This window comes from Tolypothrix sp. PCC 7601, from assembly GCF_025677855.1.
Lineage (GTDB): Bacteria > Cyanobacteriota > Cyanobacteriia > Cyanobacteriales > Nostocaceae > Aulosira > Aulosira diplosiphon.
Map to the genome: position 1 here is coordinate 8,806,942 of NZ_CP064879.1, position 24,968 is coordinate 8,831,909.

General features: G+C 41.2%; 14 protein-coding genes and 2 pseudogenes. 9 read left to right on the forward strand and 7 right to left on the reverse strand.

Annotated elements, in window-relative coordinates:
- Positions 1 to 58: 58 nt before the first annotated feature.
- The 4 genes and pseudogenes from HG267_RS35745 to tnpA form a co-directional block, all read right to left on the reverse strand.
- Entirely contained in the window at positions 59 to 2,512 is a 2,454-nt protein-coding gene (locus HG267_RS35745) for a filamentous hemagglutinin N-terminal domain-containing protein (RefSeq protein ID WP_045873959.1), read from the reverse strand.
- A gap of 63 nt (positions 2,513 to 2,575) precedes the next feature.
- Entirely contained in the window at positions 2,576 to 6,721 is a 4,146-nt protein-coding gene (locus HG267_RS35750; protein ID WP_045873958.1) for a filamentous hemagglutinin N-terminal domain-containing protein, read from the reverse strand.
- 89 nt (positions 6,722 to 6,810) lie between these two features.
- Complete coding sequence (locus tag HG267_RS35755) at positions 6,811 to 9,258, reverse strand: filamentous hemagglutinin N-terminal domain-containing protein (RefSeq protein ID WP_045873957.1); 2,448 nt, start codon at positions 9,256 to 9,258, stop codon at positions 6,811 to 6,813.
- A gap of 228 nt (positions 9,259 to 9,486) precedes the next feature.
- A pseudogene (gene tnpA, locus HG267_RS35760) lies at positions 9,487 to 9,882 on the reverse strand (IS200/IS605 family transposase); the annotation flags it as partial.
- 126 nt (positions 9,883 to 10,008) lie between these two features.
- On the opposite strand from tnpA, the gene HG267_RS35765 reads away from it, so the two are divergent.
- From HG267_RS35765 to HG267_RS35780, 4 genes are all read left to right on the forward strand, one after another.
- Entirely contained in the window at positions 10,009 to 11,196 is a 1,188-nt protein-coding gene (locus HG267_RS35765; RefSeq protein ID WP_045873956.1) for an RNA-guided endonuclease InsQ/TnpB family protein, read from the forward strand.
- Between the two features lie 448 nt (positions 11,197 to 11,644).
- Positions 11,645 to 12,703, forward strand: coding sequence for an ABC transporter substrate-binding protein (locus HG267_RS35770; RefSeq protein WP_052335409.1), 1,059 nt, complete (start codon positions 11,645 to 11,647; stop codon positions 12,701 to 12,703).
- Entirely contained in the window at positions 12,700 to 14,436 is a 1,737-nt protein-coding gene (locus HG267_RS35775; protein ID WP_045873955.1) for a sensor histidine kinase, read from the forward strand. Before HG267_RS35770 ends, HG267_RS35775 begins: the two co-directional genes overlap by 4 nt.
- Positions 14,437 to 15,105: 669 nt before the next feature.
- A complete protein-coding gene (locus tag HG267_RS35780; protein WP_052335408.1) occupies positions 15,106 to 17,745 on the forward strand; it encodes a non-ribosomal peptide synthetase in 2,640 nt (879 codons plus the stop codon).
- Here the strand turns inward: HG267_RS35780 and HG267_RS35785 are convergent.
- Positions 17,742 to 17,888, reverse strand: a complete 147-nt coding sequence (locus HG267_RS35785; RefSeq protein WP_045868487.1) for a ribbon-helix-helix protein, CopG family — start codon at positions 17,886 to 17,888, stop codon at positions 17,742 to 17,744. The two genes, HG267_RS35780 and HG267_RS35785, sit on opposite strands and share 4 nt — an antisense overlap.
- 38 nt (positions 17,889 to 17,926) lie before the next feature.
- Here HG267_RS35785 and HG267_RS35790 point away from each other — a divergent pair.
- From HG267_RS35790 to HG267_RS35805, 4 genes and pseudogenes are all read left to right on the forward strand, one after another.
- A pseudogene (locus HG267_RS35790) lies at positions 17,927 to 18,914 on the forward strand (RNA-guided endonuclease InsQ/TnpB family protein); the annotation flags it as partial.
- 89 nt (positions 18,915 to 19,003) lie between these two features.
- Positions 19,004 to 20,173 carry a hypothetical protein gene (locus tag HG267_RS35795; protein ID WP_263420009.1) on the forward strand — a complete coding sequence of 390 codons (1,170 nt, stop codon included), beginning with the start codon at positions 19,004 to 19,006 and terminating at the stop codon, positions 20,171 to 20,173.
- A 20-nt stretch (positions 20,174 to 20,193) separates the two neighbouring features.
- The gene (locus tag HG267_RS35800) at positions 20,194 to 20,550 is read left to right on the forward strand and encodes a hypothetical protein (protein WP_263420010.1); all 357 of its coding nucleotides are present in this window, start codon (positions 20,194 to 20,196) and stop codon (positions 20,548 to 20,550) included.
- A 346-nt stretch (positions 20,551 to 20,896) separates the two neighbouring features.
- Positions 20,897 to 21,946 carry a thioesterase domain-containing protein gene (locus HG267_RS35805; RefSeq protein ID WP_063749850.1) on the forward strand — a complete coding sequence of 350 codons (1,050 nt, stop codon included), beginning with the start codon at positions 20,897 to 20,899 and terminating at the stop codon, positions 21,944 to 21,946.
- A gap of 261 nt (positions 21,947 to 22,207) precedes the next feature.
- Here the strand turns inward: HG267_RS35805 and HG267_RS35810 are convergent, their stop codons facing one another.
- Positions 22,208 to 22,999 carry a sulfite exporter TauE/SafE family protein gene (locus HG267_RS35810; RefSeq protein WP_045873953.1) on the reverse strand — a complete coding sequence of 264 codons (792 nt, stop codon included), beginning with the start codon at positions 22,997 to 22,999 and terminating at the stop codon, positions 22,208 to 22,210.
- Positions 23,000 to 23,566: 567 nt separating this feature from the next.
- Here HG267_RS35810 and HG267_RS35815 point away from each other — a divergent pair.
- Positions 23,567 to 23,995, forward strand: a complete 429-nt coding sequence (locus tag HG267_RS35815; protein ID WP_045873952.1) for a hypothetical protein — start codon at positions 23,567 to 23,569, stop codon at positions 23,993 to 23,995.
- A 55-nt stretch (positions 23,996 to 24,050) separates the two neighbouring features.
- Here the strand turns inward: HG267_RS35815 and HG267_RS35820 are convergent, their stop codons facing one another.
- Complete coding sequence (locus HG267_RS35820) at positions 24,051 to 24,854, reverse strand: prohibitin family protein (protein ID WP_045873951.1); 804 nt, start codon at positions 24,852 to 24,854, stop codon at positions 24,051 to 24,053.
- Positions 24,855 to 24,968: the final 114 nt, after the last annotated feature.

Sequence of the window (24,968 nt, forward strand, 5' to 3'; positions counted from 1 at the left end):
GTTTTCCCAAGGTGAAGTTTGCTATTGGGGTGGCTGTGTAATGTTATGGTGAGTTTTTTCAGCTTTTATGAACAGCCGCACAAGTTAATGATGGTTGCAAATTCACAGAAGATTTATCGGAAATTAATTCAATTTTGCCTTGGGCATTACGTCGCCAAGAGGTAGCTTGGACAAGTGTTGCTGGTGATTTTGGTATTTGTGCTTGTGCTGGTTTTGTGGTGTGGAATGCAGAGATATCGCGCACATCAGACCAAGTGCGATCGCTCCTCACATCTTGATTTGGACTTTGTGGTGTTCCACCGCGACCGGTAGCAATAAAACTACTACCAGTATTATTAGAACAACCACTGGCAATTTGTTGAGATGGATCGGTAAAATTTACTGGCAATTCTACTAAACCAGAATTGGGGTCAACACCAAAATTATTAATATTAACTGTACCATTTACCCCAAATTGAGAACTAGCAGTAATATCACTTGCGCTTGTCAATTGGTTGCTCCCTTGCAATCCGAAAATAGCTTGAGTATTGATGTTAATATTGCCACCACGACCTTGAACAGCATTGGCAATGATATCGCTATTTTCTAATCCCGCGATCGCAGGTGAGTTAATCGACACATTACCACCATTACCTGCACCCTTAGAAGTGGCAGAAACGAAGCTACCATGACGCATCAGCAGGTAATTTTGTAGATTCAAGTGAATATTTCCCCCATTACCAGAGGCTGTTGAGGCAGAGATACTACCTTGGTTGTTCAGAAAAATTGCCTGAGCATTAATCTGTAAATCTCCCGCTTTGCCAGTTCCATCACTTTTCACCGTGATCAATGCACCATCAGTAACCCGTAATGATGGCGTGTTAATCGTCAAAGCACCTGCATCACCAGTGCTAATGTCTTGTTGTCCAAAAATGGCTCGATTAGCAGCGTCGATAATTTCCGCGCTGGAAAGAATACGACTCGATGTAATCGATCCTAATGCGCGACCACTCACCTCAATAAAATCTGAAGCATTAATCGTCACACTTCCTGCTGAACCCTGACCGAGAGTGTTAGATCCCACAAATCCTCCGTCTCGAATAATTAATCTGGATGTATTCACCAGATTGCTATTTGCATTACCCGTCGAACGTGTTGACGAAGCAATTGAACTGGGTACTTGTGAAATAGGGTTATTACCAAGGATTTCGATCTGCTCTGTGGCAATAACCCTTACGCTTCCAGCCTGTCCCGACCCTAGAGTCGAAGAAGAAATAACACTCCCATTCCTAATTCTGAGGTTACTGGTAGAAACAAAAACATCACCTGCATTACTGGATCTAGAGGTGTTTGTTCTAATCGATGTGGGGATAGACGGATTGGCACGGACAAAGCCATTCAAGTCAATCAATCCTTTAACATTGACAGTAATATTCCCACTATCGGCTGTGTTAAATGGCCTATTCCAAATCCCTCCGCCATCTTGTAGAGAAAGTTGATTCGCCTCAATCAAAATATCTCCTGGTAAACCTGTTCCCAAATTATCAATTAGGATCATACTGCCTAGTTTTTGGTCTGAGGTGTTACCTGTTAAATTCAAAGACCCTGTAGCGCGAATAGTAATTCCTTGTGATTGTTCCCCCAGGTTTTGCAGCACGACAGCCGAGCCTGCGCTCAAGTTGATGTTTTTTCCTTGGATTTGAATTGAGCTATTGCTACCACTGGCATCTACGAGAGATTGTTGCCCTAGATCGATATTATTGTATTTCTCGACTTGGGAATAATCTCCTTTCCATCCTGTCATACTGGGATTAAGCCTGACTTCACCCTGTTGCACGCTTCCTACTTCTAGATGTCCACCTCCGTTGGTTGCCACAATCCCACCTGAGAAATTTACCTCATTACCGATTAATGCTAAGGTATTGCCTGCATTAACTTGTAACCCTGTAAGATTCTGAGTGCGATCTAAAGCTGTAAGAACCCCACCTGTTATCCGATGCCCTAAGTCCTCGACAGTAATCCCCCCCGAATTTTGACCCATTTGTAAACCCACAGGTACACTCATTGTCAGCAAAGGTTTACCCGCACTTGGAACAGCACTAAATTCTGCCCCATCAGCAAATTTAATACTATTGGCTGTTGTAGCAATAAAAGAACCACCAATATTTAAGCTGGCATTTGGCCCAAAAATAATCCCTGATGGGTTGAGTAAGAATAAATTAGCGTTACCCTGGGCACTAATTAAACCATCTATGTTGGAAATATTACCACCACTCACCCGACTGAAAATATTTTGAATATCAGTAGGATTGTCAAATGATGCCGAACTACCTGTAGGGATGGAGAACTGACTAAAGCTATGAAATAAATTTTTGCCGACACGAGTCCCCTCAGTAATGTTGTAATTACTACTACCATTTACAACAGTGCCGAGAGTGCCATCGGGTGTGATTTGGGCGTAAACACTATTGTTGCAAACAGCAGAAACAGAGATTGCACTGAGAATCCCAAACCCGACAAAAGTAAATTTCATAGTCCAGTTCTTGTTTTTATGACGTATCTATTGTTCCCAGTCTGCTAAGTTTGGTAACGGTAATTAATTTTGAGTTATAGCAGCACAGGTTAAGGCTGGTTGTATCTGGGTCGGTGATTGATTAGCAACTAACTCAATTTTGCCGTTGGCGTTACGTCGCCAGCCAGTTGCTTGCACAAGAATTTGTGGTGTTGTAGGTATTTGAGCTTGTGCTGGTTTTGTGGTGTGGAACGCAGAGATATCGCGGGTATCAGACCAAGGGCGATCGCCCCAAATCTGCTGCATTGGATTTTGCGGTATTCCACCCCTACCTGTGGCGACAAAACTACTACCACTGGTATCTGCACAACCACTGACAATTTGTTGAGATGGATCAGTCACATTTGCGGGTAGTTGACTTAAGCCAGAATTGGGATTGATGTTAGGTGTGGTGATCTGCACAGTGCCATTCACACCGAATTCGGAACTGGCAGTAATATCGCTGTTGGAAGTTAGTTGGTTGCGGTAATCTAAACCGAGGATGCTATTAGTGGTGATGTTAATGTTGCCCCCACGACCGCGTACAGCGTTAGCAATAATATCACTATTGCCAGAGCCAATGATAAAGGGAGTATTGATGCTAATGTTACCACCATCGCCTGTAGTGCCAGCTTCGGCATTCAGGAGACTGCGATCGCGCATCAGCAAAAAATCAGACAGATTTAACACTAAGTTACCGCCATCACTAGCAACAGTAGAGGTGCTAATTTGAGCATCTTGCTTGAGAATCAGCGTCCGCCCACTCATCTCCACAGTTCCACCATTACCTGTTCCCGTGCTGCGACTGGTAATTTGTGAACCAGTTTGTAAGTTAATGCGATCGCCTGCGGTAATATTTAAGTTACCCGCTTTTCCTGATTGGGATGAGGCGGTGGAAACAATCGCATTGTCAATCAAATCTAAAGTCCCAGTGTTAAATTTCACTGTACCACTGTCACCAACACCTGAAGATTGACTACTAATAGTGCTTTGATTAAGTGCGATCGCCGAAGCTTTAACATCAATTGCGCCTGCATTACCAATACCTGCGGTGTTACTGGAGATGATACTTTGATTGCTGAGTTGTAAAGTGCCTGTATCCAGTGTAATTTCACCACCCTTACCACTACCACTGGTACTGGCTGAGATTGTACCATTGTTAAGTTCTACGGTGTTAGCTGCCTGAAGCTTGATATTTCCCGCATCGCCACTTTCAGATAAGGATTGACTAGTAATGTTGCTTTGATTAAGTGCGATCGCGTTAGCTTTGACATCAATTGCACCGGCATTACCAATACCTGTGGTGTTGCTGGATATAATACTTTGATTATTTAGTCGTAAATTGCCTGTATTGAGTGCAATTTCTCCACCCTTGCCACTACTACTTGTACTGGCTGAGATTGTACCATTGTTAAGTTCTACGGTGTTAGCTGCCTGAAGCTTGATATTTCCCGCATCGCCACTTTCAGATAAGGATTGACTAGTAATGTTGCTTTGATTAAGTGCGATCGCGTTAGCTTTGACATCAATTGCACCGGCATTACCAATACCTGTGGTGTTGCTGGAGATGATACTTTGATTGTTGAGTTGTAAAGTACCTGTATTCAGGGCAATTTCTCCACCCTTGCCACTACCACTGGTACTAGCTGAGATTTTACTATTGTCAAGTTCTACAGTGTTAGGCACATTAAATATAATATCTCCCGCATTGCCACTGGCAGATGTTGAGGAGTTAACAGAACTACCATTGAGGAAGGAGAGGCGATTTGTGGTGACATTGACATCTCCAGCTTGTCCAGTACTTTTTGTAGTGGTGAAAATTTGACTATTATTCAATGTCGTTAAACCAGGACTGGTAAGGGTGACATTACCGGCGGAGTCCCTACCTTTGGTATCGCTTTCAATTAGGGTGTTAGTTAGAGTAAGGTTCCCCGCACTACTAATGTTGACATCACCTGATCGCCCTTTGCCATCAGCCGGAATGTTGATTGTGCCTGTTAATGCGGTTCTGATGGTGATTGGTTTACTTGTTTGGATTGCCAGATCAGCGATCGCCAAATCGCCCTGTCCCAAAATCGACACCATCCCTGCCTCAGCAGCAGAAGATGTTGTTACTACTGTCAATCCAGATATCTGGTTTAGAGCATCTAATCTTACAGAACCACCATTGTTTGCAGTTCCTTGGGGCGCAACGCTAAAACTATACAAGTTACTGCCGTTGCCCAAAATATCCCCGTTTTGTGCAGTCAGGGCGATATCACCACCCTGACCGCTATTCCCTACTGCTGAGTAGGAGAATGAGTTTAAATTGCTCTGGTTAGAGAGGTTGCCATTGATTGCAGTCAGGATGATATCGCCGCCATTACCACTATTACCCGTTAAGGAGTGGGACAGGGATGACAACTCGGCTTGGTTAGAGAGTTTGCCATTGATTGCAGTTAGAGTGATATCGCCGCCTTTGCTACCATTCCTCGCCGTTGATTCCATTCGGCCCTGGCTGGAGAGGTTGCCATTGGTTGCAGTGAGGGCGATATCGCCGCCATTACCACTCTTCCCGAATATTGAGCTGGAAAAAGACAATAAACTGCGCTGGCTGGAGAGGTTGCCATTGGTCGTGGAAAGAATTATCTTGCCGCCATTGCCACTTGTACCATAAAAGGTCAACAGGGATGAAGATGCGCCATTGACAGAAAGATTGCCGTTAGTGGTAGTGAGGGTAATATCGCCGCCATTCCCTCCTTGATTGAGTCCAAATACTGATGAATCTAGACCGCCATTGACAGAAAGATTGCCGTTAGTGGTAGTGAGGGTAATATCGCCGCCACTCCCACTTGTAAGGAATGAAAGAGAAGATGAGTTCACATTGCCATTAATCGAGATATTGCCATTAGCGAACAGCTTGATATCGCCACCATTGCCACTATTCCCAAAATACAACAAAGCCGAGGAATCTAAGTTTCCTGTGACAATATCCCCAGCAGCATTCAGGGTAATTGCACCACCATTTCCCCCTGTTGTATTTGATGTCTTGATACTGCTTACCCTAATACTTCCTGGTGGCAAACCTGCCACTGTCCCCGTCGTGAAGCCTAATTGTGGCAAATTCGATGTCGGTACTGATGCCACCCCTGCCCGCAAAATCGCCGCCGGCTCAGTTGTGAGTATCAGATAATCCGGGTCAGTGCTGGGAACGCTCACATCAGGGCCTGTAATCTCAATATTACCCCCTTCAATACTTCCGGTTGCTTCCACCTTCAATGCCACCCCTGTGTAATCACCAAACACCACATCCCCATTAGCATAAATTATCGGGTCATACAGACTCACAAACTTCCCTGGAGTCCCTGCTAAAGTCTGAAATGAGAGATTACCACCACTGAGGAAATGTGCATCCCCAGAAATATTCCCGTTGCTGATCAAACTCAGATTACCCCCACTCTGAAGTGCGGCTACCGGATGACTCAATGCCAAGATATCAATGCTTTGATTCCCCTGAATTGTTAAGTTTCTCCCGGCTTGGGCGAGAAATGGAGTTGTGGCATTATCCCTAATTTTTACGGTGTCTTGGGCTTTGAGGGTTAAATCTCTCCCTGCTATTAGTTCTCCTTGTAAGTCTAGGCTACCCGCTTCTAGTGTTAAATCTTGTCCGGTAGTGAGGTGAGTTTCGACTCGAATGGGTGCGGAATTCTGCCCCATCTGTAACCCAATTGGTACACTCATGGTTAACAATGGCTTCACACTGGGATTGCTGGCACTAAATTCTACTCCATCGGCAAACTTGATACTATTTGCTGTTGTGCCAACAAAGGAACCGCCAATATTTAAGCTGGCATTGGGCCCAAAAATCATCCCGGATGGGTTGAGTAAGAATAAGTTGGCATTCCCATTAGCTTGAATTAAACCATCAATATGGGAAATGTTACCGCCCGTGACACGGCTAAATATATTTTGGATGTCTGCGGCATTGTCAAATAATGCCGAACTACCTGTAGGGATAGAGAACTGACTAAAGCTATGAAATAAATTGCCGCCTACACGAGTGCCATTGGTGATGGAGTAACTATTACTACCACTGGTTACAACTGTGTTGAGACTGTTATCGGGAATAACTTGGGCGTGGACACTATGATTGTCAACAGCACAGATGCAGATTGCACCCAGAGCGGCAAACCTCACAAAAGTTAATTTCATCAGACTATATATTATATATCTTATATTTTATTCCGTATATATTCTTCCCCTTTGAGTAATGTTTATAACATTCACTATGTTAAGATTAGTTAAATTTGAGGTGTCGCCGCACAGGTTAAAGCTGTTTGTACCTGAGTGGGTGATTGATTGGCAACTAATTCAATTTTGCCGTTGGCGTTACGTCGCCAGCCAGTTGCTTGCACAAGAATTTGTGGTGTTGTAGGTATTTGAGCTTGTGCTGGTTTTGTGGTGTGGAACGCAGAGATATCGCGGGTATCAGACCAAGGGCGATCGCTCCTCAATTCCTGCGTGGGATTTTGCGGTACACCACCCCTACCAGAGGCGACAAAACTACTACCACTGTCTCTAGAACAACCACTGGCAATTTGTTGAGATGAATCGGTAACATTGGCGGGTAATTCTACTAAACCCGAATTGGGGTCAACACCAATGTTGTTCACTTCAACTGTACCATTCACCCCGAACTCGGAACTGGCGGTAATATTATTTTCTGCTGTCAATTGCGAACTGTATTCTAAACCAATAATTCCTTGAGTAGTGATGTTAATATTACCGCCTTTACCTCGAACAGCATTAGCAGTAATATCGCTGTTTTCTAAACCAACAATTATAGGTGCATTGATGTTGATATTACCACCATCGCCAGCACCATCAGCTGTGGCAGTAATCTTACTGCGATCACGCATCAGGATGACATCGCCTACTTGCAAACTAATATCACCACCATTACCTGATTCTGTTTGCGCCTCAATTAAAGCTTGATTTTGCAACTGGATCTGATCAGCAGTAATTTTCAGATTTCCCGCATTCCCAGTACCTTGACCAGTAACTGTGACTGTTCCACCATCTGTGATTGTGAGTTTTGGTGTCGTAATACTGAGACTACCAGCATTCGCTGTGAGGATATCTGACACACCCAATAATTGACTTAATTGTGGACTTAAACGCACAGCAGAAGAATTGATATTACTGTTATTAGCACTACCACGACCACTAATGGCAATCGCCTCACTAGCATTGATTTGGACATTACCGCCATTACCTATAAATAATGCAGATGAACCAATTACTCCACCATTTAATACTTGCAAGTTTCCAGTATCTAATCTCAAATCTTTGGCATTGCCATCAGCAAAGGTAGTTATACTCATATTGCTATACACTCCAAAAGGATTTTCACCCATAACGGTGGTATTTTGGTTGCGAATCATGACCTGACCAGTGGAGCCACTACCAAATGCCAGTGATACTAAGGATGCTCCGCCAAACATGAGTAAATTATTCCCATTCACCAAGATATCTCCAGCCGCTCCTTTTCCAAAAGTGACAGTGTTAATGGCTGTGACTCCAGTGGGATTGAGGGGTGAAAAACCGGATAACTCTATATCTGCGGCTTGAATCTGGATGTTACCACCGTTAGCAGTTCCATAAGTTAAATTACTTATTCCTGAACTTTCTTGCATGATCAACCGGGGAGTAACAATACTGATATTGGCATTGTCTCCTGTTCCCAAGGCATCCGCACGAATCCAAGTGTAAATTTTAGCATCGGGTGTGGTACCAATAAGTGCGATCGCATCTGATGCTTGCACGTTAATATCTCCACTCTTAAGATTGCCGTAATTCTGCGATAAAGTCACCGAACCATCGGTAAATTTGATATTTCTTCCCTGGAGTTGAACCGCACCAGAGTTAAACCCACTCACATCTAATAGTGACTTTTGCGCCAGTTGAATATCAGCAAAACTTTGTCCCTGCTCATATTGCAATTGATAACCCTGAGTAATCGGTGCTAAACTAACTAACCCTGCACCTCCCAGACTCCCTAATTCTATCTGACCCGTTTGGGCACTCAGAGTCGCACCATCCAAACTGATATTACCACCCACCAATGCTAGAGTTTTTCCTGACTGTACTTGTAATTTTGTGGCGCTAGGATAGGGAATTACAGGCGAAAAACTATCGGTTGTATCTAGGCTATGTCCTGTACCTTGGACTTGTATCGGTGCGGGATGATTACCCATTTGCAACCCAATGGGTACAGTCATTGTTAATAATGGTTTAGCGGCAGAATCTACAGCACTAAATTCTGTACCATCAGCAAATTTAATACTATTGGCAGTTGTAGCGATGAAGGAACCACCAATATTTAAGCTGGCATTTGGCCCAAAAATAATCCCTGATGGGTTGAGTAAGAATAAATTAGCACTACCCTTGGCACTAATTAAACCATCTATGTTAGAAATACTACCACCACTCACCCGACTGAAAATATTTTGAATATCAGTAGGATTGTCAAATGATGCCGAACTACCTGTAAGGATAGAGAATTGACTAAAGCTATGAAATAGATTGTTGCCGACTCGAGTCCCCTCAGTGATGCTGTAATTATTGTTACCATTCACAACAGTGCCGAGAGTGCCATCGGATGTGACTTGGGCGTAAACACTATTGTTGCAAACAGCAGATAAGCAAATTGTACTCAGCACAGCAAACCCGACAAATGTTAATTTCATTCACCTATTTCCGATTTTTTGTTCGTTATATCATTGTTCCCAACTTAGTAAATTTGTAACTTTGTTCTCCAGACAGGTGCGGCAGAAATAACACACCGCGTGATCCTGGTTGCGATCGCCAATGTCGAGATCTATGCCTTTGATAATCTCTGTGTCTGCGTAGGTTTTATGGATATCTCTTAAAGCAACTGTTGACCAAAAGAATGGGATACAAGCCCCGTCGTAGAACGACGGCTTTTCTTGATTTATGATGTACTCCTTTAGGATCTCTAATGGCGCACCTCCTACGGACACAGCAAAATAACTGGGACTCCACAAGGCTTCTTTGTGGGGTTTGTTATATCCGGCTTGTCCATATCTGCGACTAGAAACACCTTTCAAAGCGTTAACTATTTGAGAAATAGACAATTTAGGTGGATATTCAATAAGCGCGTGAACATGGTTATCTTCACCGTTGAATTCAATTACTTGAAAATCCATCTTTTCGGCTACTTCTCTAAATGTTTTATCAATTAATTCAAGGCTGTCCTTTATAAATACAGACCTGCGGTATTTGGTAACGCAGACCAAATGAATTTTTAAATCTGTAACGCTATGTCTTTCTCTGCGAAACTGGCTTGTCACTTCTTGTAGACCCTTCCCTACGGGACGCTAACGCGAACGGGTGAGCAGTCGCTACAAGTCGGGGAACCCGCCCAACGCGCTGCTCACCAATGTATAATATTTTCACAGACCAATTGTACATCATTCATGAAAGCCAGATATCAATTCCGTTTCTACCCAACAGACCAACAGCAACAGCTTTTAGCTCAGTTGTTTGGTTGTGTTCGCGTAGTCTGGAATGATGCTCTAGCTATTTGCAAGCAGTCAGAAAAACTGCCCAGTAACAACGACTTGCAAAAGTTAGTGATTACACAAGCTAAAAAGACTGATGAGCGTTCATGGTTGTCTGATGTTTCTAATATCCCATTACAACAATCTGTTGCTGATTTAGGAGTTGCCTACAAGAATTTTTTTGATTCCCTTAAAGGTAAGCGCAAGGGTAAAAAGGTAGGTAGTCCTAAATTCAAAAAGAAGACTCAGAGGCAATCAGCGCGATTTAGAATTGGTGGGTTTTCAGTCAAAGGAGAAGAAGTATATTTAGCCAAAATTGGCAATGTCAAACCTCTAAAGTCAAGACAATTACCATCTGCACCAAGTAGCGTGACTGTTATTAAAGATTGCGCTAACCGCTATTTTCTCAGCTTTGTTGTAGAGATAGAACCTGTTCAATCCGATGCCAAAAACCAAAGCATTGGTATTGATTTAGGAATCAAAACTTTTGCCGTTATGAGTAATGGGGAGAAAGCAATAAGCCCCGACTACTCAAAGAAAGACCGCAAAATTCGTAAACTACAACGCAAGCTGGCAAGGCAGCAAAAAGGTTCCAAGCGTCGTGAAGTCACTAGGTTGAAGATTGCAAAGCAACACAACCAAATTGCAGATACCCGTAAAGACTTCTTGCACAAACTATCAACCAAAGTAGTTAGTGAAAACCAAGCTATTATTTTGGAAGATTTGAATGTGTCAGGGATGGTTAAAAACCGCAAGTTAGCAAGAGTGATTAGCTTGCAAGGTTGGCGAGAATTTCGGGTATTTTGTGAGGCTAAATCCGAAAAGCTTAATCGGGACTTTAGAGTAATTAGCAGATGGGAACCTACTAGCCAAACCTGCTCTTGTTGTGGGTATCGCTGGGGCAAGATTGATTTGTCTGTTCGTTCAGTGCTGTGCTTGAACTGCAATACTGAACACGACAGAGATGAGAACGCATCCCAAAATATAAAAATGGTCGGCATGGGGCATCGGCACGACCTAAAACGGACGGGGAGCGACTGTCAGACTACTTCGGTAGCTAGTTGCTGTGAGCCGTCAAGAATCACCGCACCTTCAGGTCGGTGAGTATGTCAAATAAGATGTTTTCATTAGGGTTTTATTTTTTTCACTATGGCAAGTTATGCAGGGGTTGTTGGGCCGCCAAATATGCTGGCTTACGGTGCTTCTAAGTTTGTGGTGATTGGCATGAAGTAAGTAGTTACACAAAATTAATTACACAATGTCATTGCGAATGTAGCGTTCGCGTAGCGTCCCGTTCGCGTAGCGTCTCCGTCAGGAGAAGGGAAGCGAAATGAAGCAATCGCAAGGGCTGAGATTGCTTCTCTTCGAGACGCTACGCGAACGCTTCGCTCGCAATGACTGTAAATATTTTTGTTTAGGTACTTAGTGATGCATCTATCCGATCACGTCGGTTCCCAAGCCTATCCGCGCATGAACGCAAACGTTATGTCTACTAAATTTTTGGGAATCATTGTTTTTAAGTAAAGTTTTCCCAGATAAGGATTTGTAGGTCATGAAAGTTGCTCAAATTATTGGCAAATTGGGTATCTGGTGGAAGCAAAAGCTGAGGTTAGGTATCAAGCCTACCTTGTTGTGTTTGTTTATAATCACCTTTTGCCTTACCTTTGTGAGCAGTGGCTGTAGTCTTGGACAAAACCAATCTTTTAAACCGCTGCGGATTGGAATTACAAGCTGGGCAGGGTTTGATATTGTACGCTATGCTCAACCATCTGGAATCTTCAAACAGCGAGGGCTAGAAGTTGAGTTAGTGCAATTTGATAACCAGCAAGATTCCAGTCGGGCTGTACTCCGAGGTGGACTAGATGCAGCATTTGTTTCTTTCTGGGATGTGATGCAAGTTGACCCCGGTAACGATCAGCCTGTGGTATTAATGACAACAAATATCTCTGCAGGAGCAGACGGAATTGTTGCCCATCCAGAAATTAAATCCGTCGCAGATTTGCGCGGTAAAAAAGTCGGCGCAAAGCTAGGAACTGTCAACCATTTAATTTTGCTGGAAGCCTTGAAAGCCAATCAAATCAAGCCTGCTGAAGTTGAGATTCGAGATTTTTCCAATGATGTAGCCGCCGAGAAAATCAGAAAAGGTGAAATTGATGCGGCTGTGCTGTGGGAACCAATGCTAGGAGAAACTGCCAAGAGCATTAAGGGGAATGTGATTCACACTACAAAGCAAGTAGACAGTCTGGTGATTGATATTTTGATGTCCAGTAACAGTGGAATGAAAAAGAAAAAAGCAGAACTCAAGGAATTTATGCTAGCGTGGTTTGACGTGATGCACGCCGTAGAAACGCAGCCCACAAAAGTATTTGAAACTGTAGCAGAAAAACTAGGGCAAAGTGGTAAGTCTTTTGCCAGTGATTATGCTGGGTTAAAAAAAGGGGATATTAGTTTAAATCGACGGATGTTTGCCGCAGACGGTCGGCTCAATCAGGCAAAGGTAGAAATTGTGCGATTGTTGCAAGCAGATCCGCGTCATGGTCGAGTGATTCGGCAAGATGTAGACATTAATGCTGCACTTGTCAATGAAGCCATGACAGGATGGAAGTTATGAGCCAGCTATCTAAAAATCACTTATCCCACCAACTACTGATGGGTTTTGGACTTTCTTTAGCCACAGTTGGCTTAACTACATTGGGATTAAACTACTTGTTGATTCAATCAAAGCTCGAGCAGGAACTACAACAACGTGCTCAATCGATTACCCAGGGAGTTGGGTTTTCCACAGAAGGATTAATCGAACTGGGAAATACGAGCATTATCAAGCGAGTGGTACAAAACTATGCCACACTGCCAACAGTGATAGAAGTTGCGATCGTCAGTCCAAATGGACAAACCATAGCAAAGAGTGGAGCAGAACTACAAAACCCACCTTATGCTTCAATTCACCCAGAATTGGCTGATGTGCTCAAACAGTCTTCTCAAACAGGTTTAGAAGGAAGTTTCAGAATCACGATAGATGGTAAGCCAGCATTAGTTGAAATTTTGCCCTTTAGCAGCACATTATTTGGTCAGGTAAATCAACGCGGGTTAGCGATCGCTATTCTAGATGTCAAAGAACTACAACAGCAAGCTTGGCAAACTCTCTCTCGCTCTACCATTATCCTACTCATTGGCATGTCAGCAATTCTCGTGCTGATGACAATCATCATTCAGCGATTTGTGTTACATCCACTCCAACGTTTGAATAAAGCTGTTACTGATAGTCACAGCATTGACCATTTTGTTATGCCCAGTGGATTGCCAAATAACGAAATCCAATTTCTTGCTCAGACAATTCAACAAGCGGCTACAAGAGTAGAAGCTTATCAGCAACTTGAACAAGAAGTGGCGCAGCGAAAGCAAGTCCAAGCCGCTTTACTGGAGTCAGAAGCACAGCTACGGCAAAAAGCCCAAGATTTGGAGAAAGCCATCCAAGAATTGCAGCAGGCTCAAATGCAAATCATTCAAAGTGAAAAAATGTCTGCTTTAGGCAATTTGGTTGCGGGTGTGGCTCATGAAATTAACAATCCAGTTTGCTTTATTCACGGCAATCTCACCTATGTTCACAGCTACATTCAGGATTTATTACAATTAATCGACCTTTACCAACAACAATATCCTGATTCTACAGAAACAATCCAGACAGCAATGGAAGTTATAGACCTAGAATTTCTTAAACAAGACTTTCCCAAACTACTCAGTTCTATGAAAGTAGGAACAGAACGCATTCAGGGAATTGTGCAATCTCTACGTAACTTCTCGCGTCTGGATGAAGCTGAGTTTAAAGCAGTAAATGTGCATGAGGGCATTGAAAGTACGTTGCTGATTCTGCAAAACCGCCTCAAGGTACAAACAGACTCTGGCAAAATTGAAGTAATTAAAGATTACGGTCAGTTACCCTTGGTTGAATGTTACCCAGGTCAACTAAATCAGGTTTTCATGAATATTTTATCCAATGCGATCGATGCTTTAGAAGAGTTGACATTCAATCAACAACCTTGCACTGATCAAAAATTACAACAAAAAACTCATCCTCAAATTTGTATTTTTACACAAGTATTGGCAGATAAAACTATCTCAATTCACATTAGTGATAACGGCTCAGGGATGGATGAAAAAGTAAAAGCAAAGTTATTTGACCCCTTCTTTACTACCAAACCAGTAGGAAAAGGCACAGGCTTAGGCTTATCCATTAGTTATCAAATTGTGGTGGGCAATCACAGGGGCAAACTGTACTGTCATTCTGTAGAAGAACAAGGAACCGAATTTGTCATCAAAATTCCTATTAACTCAGTCAGGTTGTAACTATTTGTCATAGGATTTATGAGGATTGGCTGCTATATTTAGAACTTGATTTTTCAATGCTTTCGTGATTGCATACCATCTTTATTCTCATTTTACACCCAATCACATTGGTGATTTATTTTTTGAGAATTGTGAGCGCTTCAATAGTTTGGCATCAAACCTCACTGATTGGGGAACATTAGAAAAAATTCCACCCTCTTAGGGACTTACAACTAAAAAAATATTCCATCGCTTTCTTGGCAGGCTTCAGAGTGCGGAGTGCAGGGGGGATAAAGAAAATATTCTCGGAGTATATGGGATAATTTATTTTCTGGAAGTCTCTTACGCCAAAAAGAATATTCCTTTAGTTAGAATCATAAAATCAAGGGATATCATAAGATAATTTTCTGTCTGCTATGGTTTTAAGAGCTAAAACTTTTACAGACTCAAGATAACTGCTGATTTCAAAACTTAAAGGTTAAATATTTCAAAGAATAAGTTTGGAGATTTCTAAACTTATTAGTTTGCTTTGGTGAAATAAAAGTATAGTTATTCCCACACTGGTGAGGTACAGCAAAAAAGAATTAACCTCTGATAGAAGAGGATGGATGTAAATAAATATGTACCGCAACAGACTAGGAAACCCTATATGTAAATAGAAACAATAATTGATAGTAGTAAATTAATATTATGATATTAAATTCTCTAAGCAATACTAATATAATACTAGAGCTAAGTAATGCTTTCGATAACATTCACTGGGCAGTCCGCTTCAGAGGTAACCTCAAAATAGAGATTCTGCAACAGGCTTTGAATGCGATCGCATCTCGTCATCAACAACTGCGATCGCATTTCAGTTCTCAAGATGCACAGTTAGTAGAACTGATAGTGTCAACAACTGAATCTGAAGCAGAAGTACAACGGCTGCTGCAACAAGAAAGCCAACGTTCCTTCGATTTAGCATCAGGCTTGATGTTGCGAGCTTGTTTATTGCAGCTAGCGCCACCAGAGCAAATCTTATTGTTGGTTACCCATCCCCAGCACTCTTGGCAAATGGATATTTTTTGGCAAGAGTTAGTACGGATGTATCAAGATTTTCTAGAAGGCAAACCTCACCCATTATCTATTCAAGATGATGATTATACTGTTGGGCAAGAGCAACTCAACTATTGGCAACAGCAGCTTGCTCTTGCGCCGCCAGTACTGGAATTACCAACAGACTGTCCTCGTCCACCAGTGCAGAGAGATAGAGGTGCAGAGCAATCTTTTACCCTCTCTCAGGATTTAAGCCAAGCATTGCAAACGCTTTCACAGCAAGAAGGTGTGACATTATTTATAACTTTGTTGGCAGCATTCCAGACTCTTTTGTATCGCTATAGCCGACAAGAAGATATCTTAGTTGGTTCTGCGATCGCCAAACGCAACCATCAAGAAATGGATGGGTTAATTGGCTTTTTTGTCAATATCCTAGTCATGCGTACCGATATGTCTGGTAATCCTAGTTTTCGGGAATTGCTCCAGAGAGTGCGACAGGTAGTATTTAGTGCTGATGCACATCAAGATTTACCCTTTAAGACACTGGTTGAACAACTGCAAATAGAGCGTTCATTAAGCTATCATCCCTTATTCCAGGTGATGTTTATCCTGCAAGATACTTCTTACCAAGATTTGCAGTTACCAGGATTAAACAAGGCAGCATTGGATCTCACCTTGGAGATGTTAGAAACATCCACAGGTATCAAAGGCAAGATCCAATACAATACTGATTTGTTTGACGCTGCCACCATCACGCGGATGATTGAGCATTTTCAAACCTTGTTGGTAGGGATTGTGACTCACCCAGATCAAAATATCGCTACATTACCACTACTAACAGCTAGCGAACAGCATCAACTTTTGTGGCAATGGAATGATACTCAAGTTGACTATCCCCAACAATGTATTCATCGACTTTTTGAGCAACAGGTAGAACGCACACCCGATGCAGTAGCAATAGTATTCCATCATCAACAATTGACCTATCGGCAATTGAATCAACGGGCAAATCAACTCGCACACCATTTACAAAGCTTGGGTGTAGTCCCCGAAGTCCTTGTAGGTATCTGTGTTGAGCGTTCTATAGAAATGATTGTGGGAATGTTGGCTGTTCTCAAAGCTGGTGGTGCTTATGTGCCATTAGATCCTGCTTACCCTCAAGAACGGTTGGCATTCATGATGTCCGATGCCCAATTGCAGATTGTGCTGACTCAAGAACAGCTATTAACTCTTTTGCCTGAGCATCAAGCAACTGTAATTTGTTTGGATACAGACTGGAAAGAAATATCTCAATATCCACAGTCCGAGCCTGTAAGTAACGTGCAGGTAAGTAACTTAGCCTATATTATTTATACCTCTGGTTCTACAGGTAAACCCAAAGGTGTACTAGTGACCCATAAGGGACTATGTAGTTTAGCTTTGGCACAAATTAAAAAATTTGATGTTCAGCCAACCAGCAGAATTCTGCAATTTGCTTCCTTTAGCTTTGATGCTTCGATTGCAGACATCTTGATGGCATTGTGTTCTGGTGCAAAGCTATGTCTGGCCAAAAAAGAGGCATTACTCCCAGGTAGTGATTTGATGCAAACCATCAATGAGTATCAAATTACTCACGTAGCTCTACCTCCTTCCGCATTAGCTGCCATGTCAAATCAGTCGCTTCCTAGCTTGCAAGCCATAATTGTCGCTGGAGAAGCCTGTGCAACTGAGTTAGCAGCCCAATGGTCTAGGAAAGTACGCTTTTTCAATGCTTACGGCCCAACAGAATCCACTGTCTGCGCCACAATGGCCGAATATACTGATGCTAGCCAAAAGCTGACTATTGGTCGTCCCATTGCCAATAGCTGTGTTTATATTCTCGATTCTCATCTGCAACCTGTACCGATTGGTGTAGCAGGAGAGGTACATATTGGTGGTATTGGTTTAGCGCGAGGTTATCTCAACCGTCCAGAACTAACTCTAGAGAAATTTATACCTAATCCATTTAGTAGCGAAGCGGTCAGTCGTCTGTATAAAACTGGAGATTTAGCACGGTACTTACCAGATGGAAACATAGAATTTTTAGGAAGGATTGACCATCAGGTAAAAATTCGTGGCTTCCGGATTGAATTGGGAGAAATAGAAGCTGCAATAACTCAACATTCCCTGGTTCAACAAGCAGTAGTCACTGTGCGCGAAGATATTCCTGGTGACAAGCGCCTTGTCGCATATATCGTTACTAAGTCCCAGCCTGCACCAACCACAAGCGAATGGCGGAGCTTCCTCAAGCAGAGCTTACCAAAAAATTGGGTCTAAAGCCCCGTGCTTCTAGCACGGCTTTTCTTCAACTTCCGGATCATCTCTCTAAGTACGTCATTTTGAGTGCGATCTGTTTCTTCGCAGTATTTCAAAAGCGTTTCATACTCTTCATTAGAGCATCGAACTGTTAATTTCTTCATGCCGTCATATTGCCGTCGTTTTATGGTATAATACTAGCATGAAAACACTGAAGTTTAAATTGTACGAACACAAAAGGAATAGACACCTCAAGCGCACAATCAACGCTGCTGGAGTGATTTATAACCATTGCATTGCTCTACATAAAAGGTATTACCGGATGTTTGGCAAGCATTTAAACTGTGCAAAACTTCAGGCTCATATCGCCAAATTAAGAAAGCGTAATTCTTTTTGGCAATCAGTAGGTTCTCAAGCAGCACAAGATATTTGTCAACGCATTGAGAAAGCTTACCAATTGTTTTTCAAACACAATAACAAAGGAGTAAGACCACCAGGATTTAAGAAGGTCAAGAAATACAAATCGTTCACCCTTAAGCAGGCAGGTTATAAGTTTTTGGGTGGAAATAGGGTAAAAATTGGTAGTCGAGTTTACCAGTTTTGGAAGTCCAGAGAAATTGAGGGAACAGTCAAAACCCTAACTATTAAACGCACCCCGTTAGGTGAGTTATTTATGGTTTTGGTTGTTGATGAGGGTAGCTCAGAAGTTGAAGTTAAGACGGGTAAAATCGCTGGCTTTGATTTTGGGTTAAAGACATTCCTCACTTGCTCAGACGGCACTAAAATTGAATCGCCCCAATTTTTCAAGCAATCCCTAAGCGCCATTAAAAAAAGCAAGTTCGCGGCATTCCAAAAAGCTAAAAGGCTCATCTAACAGAGAACGAGCCAGAAAGAATTTAGTACGCAAGCATGAAGATATTTCCAACCGTCGGCGTGATTGGTTCTGGAAATTAGCTCATGAGCTAACAGATAGGTTCGATATTCTCTGTTTTGAGACTTTAAATCTCAAAGGAATGCAACGTCTTTGGGGCAGGCAAATATCAGACTTAGCGTTTGGTGAGTTTCTGCAAATCCTAGAATGGGTTGCCAAGAAGAAGAATAAACTGGTTGTCTTTATCGACCAGTGGTATCCAAGTAGCAAGACATGCTCTAATTGTAAACATATTCTAGAAAGTCTTGATTTGTCACTCCCGGTTCGCTCATTTTTTTCTGAGTTAGCCAAAAAAGTATACCTCTAGATATATTCCAAAAAGAACTAAGTAGGTATAAGTTCGGGTTTATGGAATTTGAACCCAGAATTACAAACGAACGAGTTGATGATATACCCCTACTGCTAACACAACTGGAGCAGATGGGAGTAGAACAACTAATCGATAAACATTTTCCATGTCACGGAAACTGGCAAGGATTAAATCTAGGTAGTGTGGTGGTAATATGGTTAACACACATATTATCGCAAGCAGATCACCGTTTGAACCACGTTCAAGGTTGGGTGAGTAAGCGGTTAGAAACGTTAAAAAGCTTTACGGAAGAATCTTTACGCTCGCTCGATTTGGCAGATGACCGTTTGCAAGCAGTATTACGTTACCTATCTATAGATGCAAACTGGTTTTCATTTGAGTCGGAACTAGGAAGTAGTTTGCTACGGGTGTACGATATTATCCCAGAACAGGTACGTTTAGATAGTACAACGGCTTCAAGTCATTGTGGAGTTAACCCAGAAGGCTTATTTCAATGGGGTCATAGCAAAGACAATCGTCCGGATTTGGCGCAAGTGAAAATAATGCTATCGACATTAGACCCATTAGGAATGCCAATAGCGACGGAAATATTGTCAGGAGAAAAAGCAGATGACCCATTATATATTCCAGCAATAGATAAAGTACGTTCAACAATAAAAAAGTCAGAATTGTTATATATTGGTGACTGTAAAATGTCATCAATAAAGACAAGAACTCATATAGTATTGGGCGGAGATTTTTACTTATGTCCTTTAACAGCCAAGCAAGTATCTAACGAAGAACTAAGCAAATATCTCCAACCAGTTTGGGATGGTCAACAAGAACTAACAATTATAGATTACGAATATGCAGATGCCAAAACCAAAAATATAGCGGATGGCTTTGAAATAGAGATTATCCATGAAATAGAGATTGATGGGCAAGAAATCTCTTGGTCGGAAAGACAATTAATTGTGCGCTCATTTGCGATTCAAAAAACAGCAGAAAAACATCTACGTGAACGAATACAGAAAACAGTAGATGCTCTAGAAAAACTTAAAGTGCCTCGACGTGGCAAGAAAAAGCTCACTTCACACTTTGAATGGTTAGAAACATGTGAAGCTATTTTCAACAGATATCAAACAAGTGGATTATTTCAAGTTGACATTCAAACAAAAAGAGTTAAAAAAAGTTCAAAAAAAGATACCGAGACCGCAAAGCTAGAATAGTAGAAGAACTATGGTTTGACATGAGTTTTAAGATTGACGATTCCGCAGTTCAACACCAAATTCAAATGTTAGGCTGGCGGGTTTACGTTACAAATAAAAATCCAAATGAATTTGGTTTAAAACAAGCAGTTCGTGCCTATAGAGATGAGTACTTAATGGAACGAGGATTTGCGAGGCTGAAAAACTTTCCTCTTTCATTGACTCCGATATATTTACAACGTGAAGACCATATTACTGGTTTAATAAGACTACTGTCTATTGGTTTGCGAGTTTTAAACCTTTTAGAATTCCAGGTTCGCCACAATCTAGAAAAAAGAGAAAGAAAAACTTGCGGGTCTTTATGTTGGCAATCCGAAGCGCGAAACTACAAGACCTAGCGCAGAAATAATTCTGGCTGCATTTAAAGAGATTACACTGCTGTTGATTGAGGTGAAAAACGAAATTTATGCTCACTTGACCGCTCTTTCACCTTTGCAGAAGCGTATTCTTGCTTTACTGGGCTTTTCCATCAGTATTTACACTCAACTTGATGGTCAATCTTTTACTCCTGAGTAGTCTTTCTTCTAACTTCCAAAAAAATGGGCGAACTGGGAGTTACTAGACACCTTACCTCTGACCCCAAACGGTAAAGTAGACCGCCGTGCCCTCAAAGCACCGGAATTATCTAGACAGGAACCAGAAGCCACCTTTATTGCACCTCGCAATCAACTAGAAAGTCAGCTTGTGCAGATTTGGCAACAAGTTTTAGGTGCTGAGTCTATTGGCGTTAGAGATAATTTCTTTGAGCTAGGAGGACACTCACTATTAGCAGTCAAACTGTTTTGGCAAATTGAGCAGACATTGGGTAAACATTTACCTTTAGCGAGTCTTTTCCAATCAGCAACCATTGAAGGTTTAACTCAAATAATTAGCCCAGAAGAAAATCACCAACAGGAAAAATCATCGGCTACTCACTCATCCCTCATAGCAATTAAACCCAGTGGTTCTAAACCACCTCTATTCTTAACTCATGCAATTTGGGGTAATGTCCTCTTCTATCGAGATTTAGCCTGTTATTTAGATGCAGAACAACCAGTTTATGGTCTACAAGCACAGGGAATTAATCCACAACAAACCCCGGTAACTTCCCTACAGAAAATGGCTGCTAACTACATTCGAGAAATTCGTCATATTCAACCACAAGGTCCCTATTATCTCGGTGGCTTTTCTTTAGGCGGTCTCATAACTTTTGAAATTGCCCAACAACTGCGAGCACAGGGCGAAAAAATTGCTTTGCTGGCTATATTTGATATGTCAGCGCCAGGTTATGCTAGACCAACTGCCAAATCAAGTAACTCTCTATTGCACCATGCCCGTAATTTGTTGAGTATGAATATTCAAGAACAAATAAATTATGTGTGGGCCAGGGTAGCTTGGCATTTAGAACTAGGAAAAGCGAGCGGGTTAAATAGGTTTTACCTGCGTTATATTAAACGCTCACTCGCAGAACTGCGACTTTTAGATGTAGCTTTGGCTAACGATCAGGCTCGTAAGAATTATGTCCCATCAATCTATCCTGACAAATTGACTCTTTTACGAACTACCGAGCAAAGTTTAGAGTCAGATACTGACCCCGAATGGGGCTGGGGTAAGGTAGTTGCTGGTGGTGTGGAAATTCATTACCTTCCTGGTGTTCACACTTCTGTCATGCATGAGCCTCATGTACGAGTAGTTGCGGAAAAATTGCGTAATTGCTTAGAAAAAGTTGTTGTGAAACGCATAAATACGTTATGAATTTGCGGTTGCAACCATTGAATATTCTGTCTAAATTGCAATATATTTCAGTTAAAAAAATAAATTGACAACAAAACAATAATTTTGGAGGGAGTTTGGGGGACGCAACCGTCCCCCAATCGGGGGTTTGGGGGAGAATCCCCCAATTGAGTTAGCTGTTTCCCCAAGTGACAAATCAATCACTAATGATTTTATCTGAACTCTATTGTTCTAAATATTTCATATATTTTTTAGCTGCGATCGCTTTAATATTTAGCTTCTTTAATAGACTAACTTTAAGCTCACCATCATTAATAGAGAGTAAATAATAAATCGCAATGGTTTTTGCGGCGCAATTTGACAAACTTTAGCCCCAATTAATACTCCTGGTACAGAACCAAGCCATATAGGTAATACTAAATTCCAATCAACAGTTCCCAAAGAGAGATGGCCAAGTGCAGTAAATAGCAAGAGAATCGCTGCTTGCGAAATATCTGTACCAACTAACTTCCTAGCATCTAAACGGAAAAATGCAATTAGCACTAAAGCAAACATTGAACCAGAAGCGACACTTGTGAGACTGACAATACAGCCTAAAAGTGCTCCTATGCTGACAGTCTGCAAACGTCCTAATTGAGTGCTTAAGTCAAATTTTGGCAGTTCAGGTAATTTTAAGAGTGGAAAGAAAGTCAACAGCAGCATTTGCACTAACGCCAAAAATGTGACTAACAAAATTGTGGCACCCAGCAAGTGCAGCATGAATTCATTCAGGTTATTCTCGGCCCGCATTTTAATCAGGTGCAATATCCCCACCCCAAACAAAGAACCAGGAACACTTCCCAAAGCTAGCCATTTTACCACTTCAACATCTAGAGTTTGTTGCTGCCAATGTTTGATTCCGCCTACGACTTTCATTAACGTCGCCGCTACAACATCAGAACTGACTGCTACAGCAGGGGGGACTTGAAAAACAAAAATTAACATCGGCGTGATGAGAGAAGCACCGCCAATTCCTGTCAGTCCTACAACAATACCAACTAGAAAGCTGAATAAAGGCAATAAGAAAAAATCCATATTCCTGTCCTTGAGTGGGGTTTTGTCAATCCGGTTTTCTTTAGCTGAAACTAAAAGATTGGTTGTAACGCTCTTGTGCAAAGCTTTTTGGGCAACTGTAGATTTTAAGCAACACCTGGTACATAATCACAAATAGCTAATTGCCGACGTGTTTACCGTATTTTAAAGCTAAAATATAGTAGAAGTCTATATTTTTGTGAAGTAATACCAAAACTTTGTATTATTTCATACGAGTATTTAAAGCTAGTTTTTCAGACAAGCTAATTTAAATAAATGTTTACAACGCAGTATTCTCAACAATAGCAGTATTTCATAATACTACATTAATCCTAGCAGAATACAGGACTTAGTCTAACAGAACAAGAAGACTTCTGAGCGAGCAGAGGAAGTCGCCTCAATGAACCATTTCACCGTCAAACAGAAAGTCTCAATGGGATTTTACTCAGAACTCAGCACTTCAAGCTAGGCTCAATGGCTGACAGAGGTTCATAACTCTACCATTCGGCTCTGGACTTTTTGGGTTTTTTCTTCTAAAGTACGGTTAGTTGATGGAATTACTGTACAACAATGACTGAAATCCAAAATAGTGAGCAAGAGTTGTCATCACAGAATCTAGAAAATGTACCTAAAACACTATTGCAAAAGGTTAGAGGTGGATTTTTATTAGTAATTGGATATTTATTATCACCATTATGTTGGTGGAACGATTTGGTATTCAATTTACCAATTGCTTATGTTTTTGGCTATGTTTGTAGTCTTTTTTCCCCTAAATTAATGATGCCAGGAGTTATTATTGGTTACTGGCTATCAAATATTATTGGTATTCTGCTAATGCAAGCCGGTGCATTAGATATGTTGCAAAAACAAAACCAAGAACGCAATTTAAAAAAGGAACTCTTGACAGGTTTAGTTTCGTCAACGGCTTATACATTCTTGATTGTGCTACTAATCCAATTTAAAGTTCTCGATACTCCTAATTTCTTCTCTGGTAGTTAACAGAAAAACCCAGGTTATAATACTGGGTTTTTCATGATTATAGCTAAACTATAGATTACTTTAATTTGAGAATTTCGCTGGGATTTAAAAAATTGGGTGTATCTTTAGTGATAATTAAAGGTAATTTACCATCCCATTTTTGGATTGCTTGCCTCTCTAATATCTCATTAGTTAAAGTATCATGTAACAATCTATTGATTTCTGCTTCTCCTTTTGCCAGATTTACTTTAGCTTCTGCCTCTTTAGCTGCTTTTAGTGCTAAAAACTCCGCTCTTTTAGCATCTTGTTCTGCAATTTGTTTAGCCTCCACCGCTTCACTGAATTTATCAGAAAAATTAACATGCACGAGCGAGATATCATCAACTGCAATATGGTATCCATTCAATCTTGTGGTTAATGCATCATCGACTCCAGATTTTACGTCTCCCCTTTTAGTAACTATTTCTTCTGCCGTATACTTTGCTACAACTGCCTTCAAAACTTCTTCTATAGATGGATTAATAATTGTTTCAACTACATTTTTTTCATCACCAATCTCTTGAAAAATTATATAGGTTTCTTCTGGGATAATGTGCCAGTTTAAAGCTACGTCAGTGAAAATATCTTGTAAGTCTTTAGAAGAGGCTTCCGCACATATTTCTTGTTTTTGAATTCTGACGTTAATTTTTTTGACGGTATTAACAATAGGGATGATTAAATGTATACCTTCTTGTAGAACAGTTTTTTCCACTCTCCCAAATTGCATTAATACACCCCGTTCTCCGGGATTTATTATCACAAAAGGTGTTAATATTATTGTTATTAAACATAAAATTGCAGTTATTTTACCAGCCTTATTAGTTATTTTAATTTGTTTCATAGTGCTAAATATATATCTGGTCTCAATTAATAAATAGTTTTTATTATAAAGATTTTACTACAAAAATATTAAATAAAAGTTTATAAATCCGGAATCAACTTTGATTACAACACA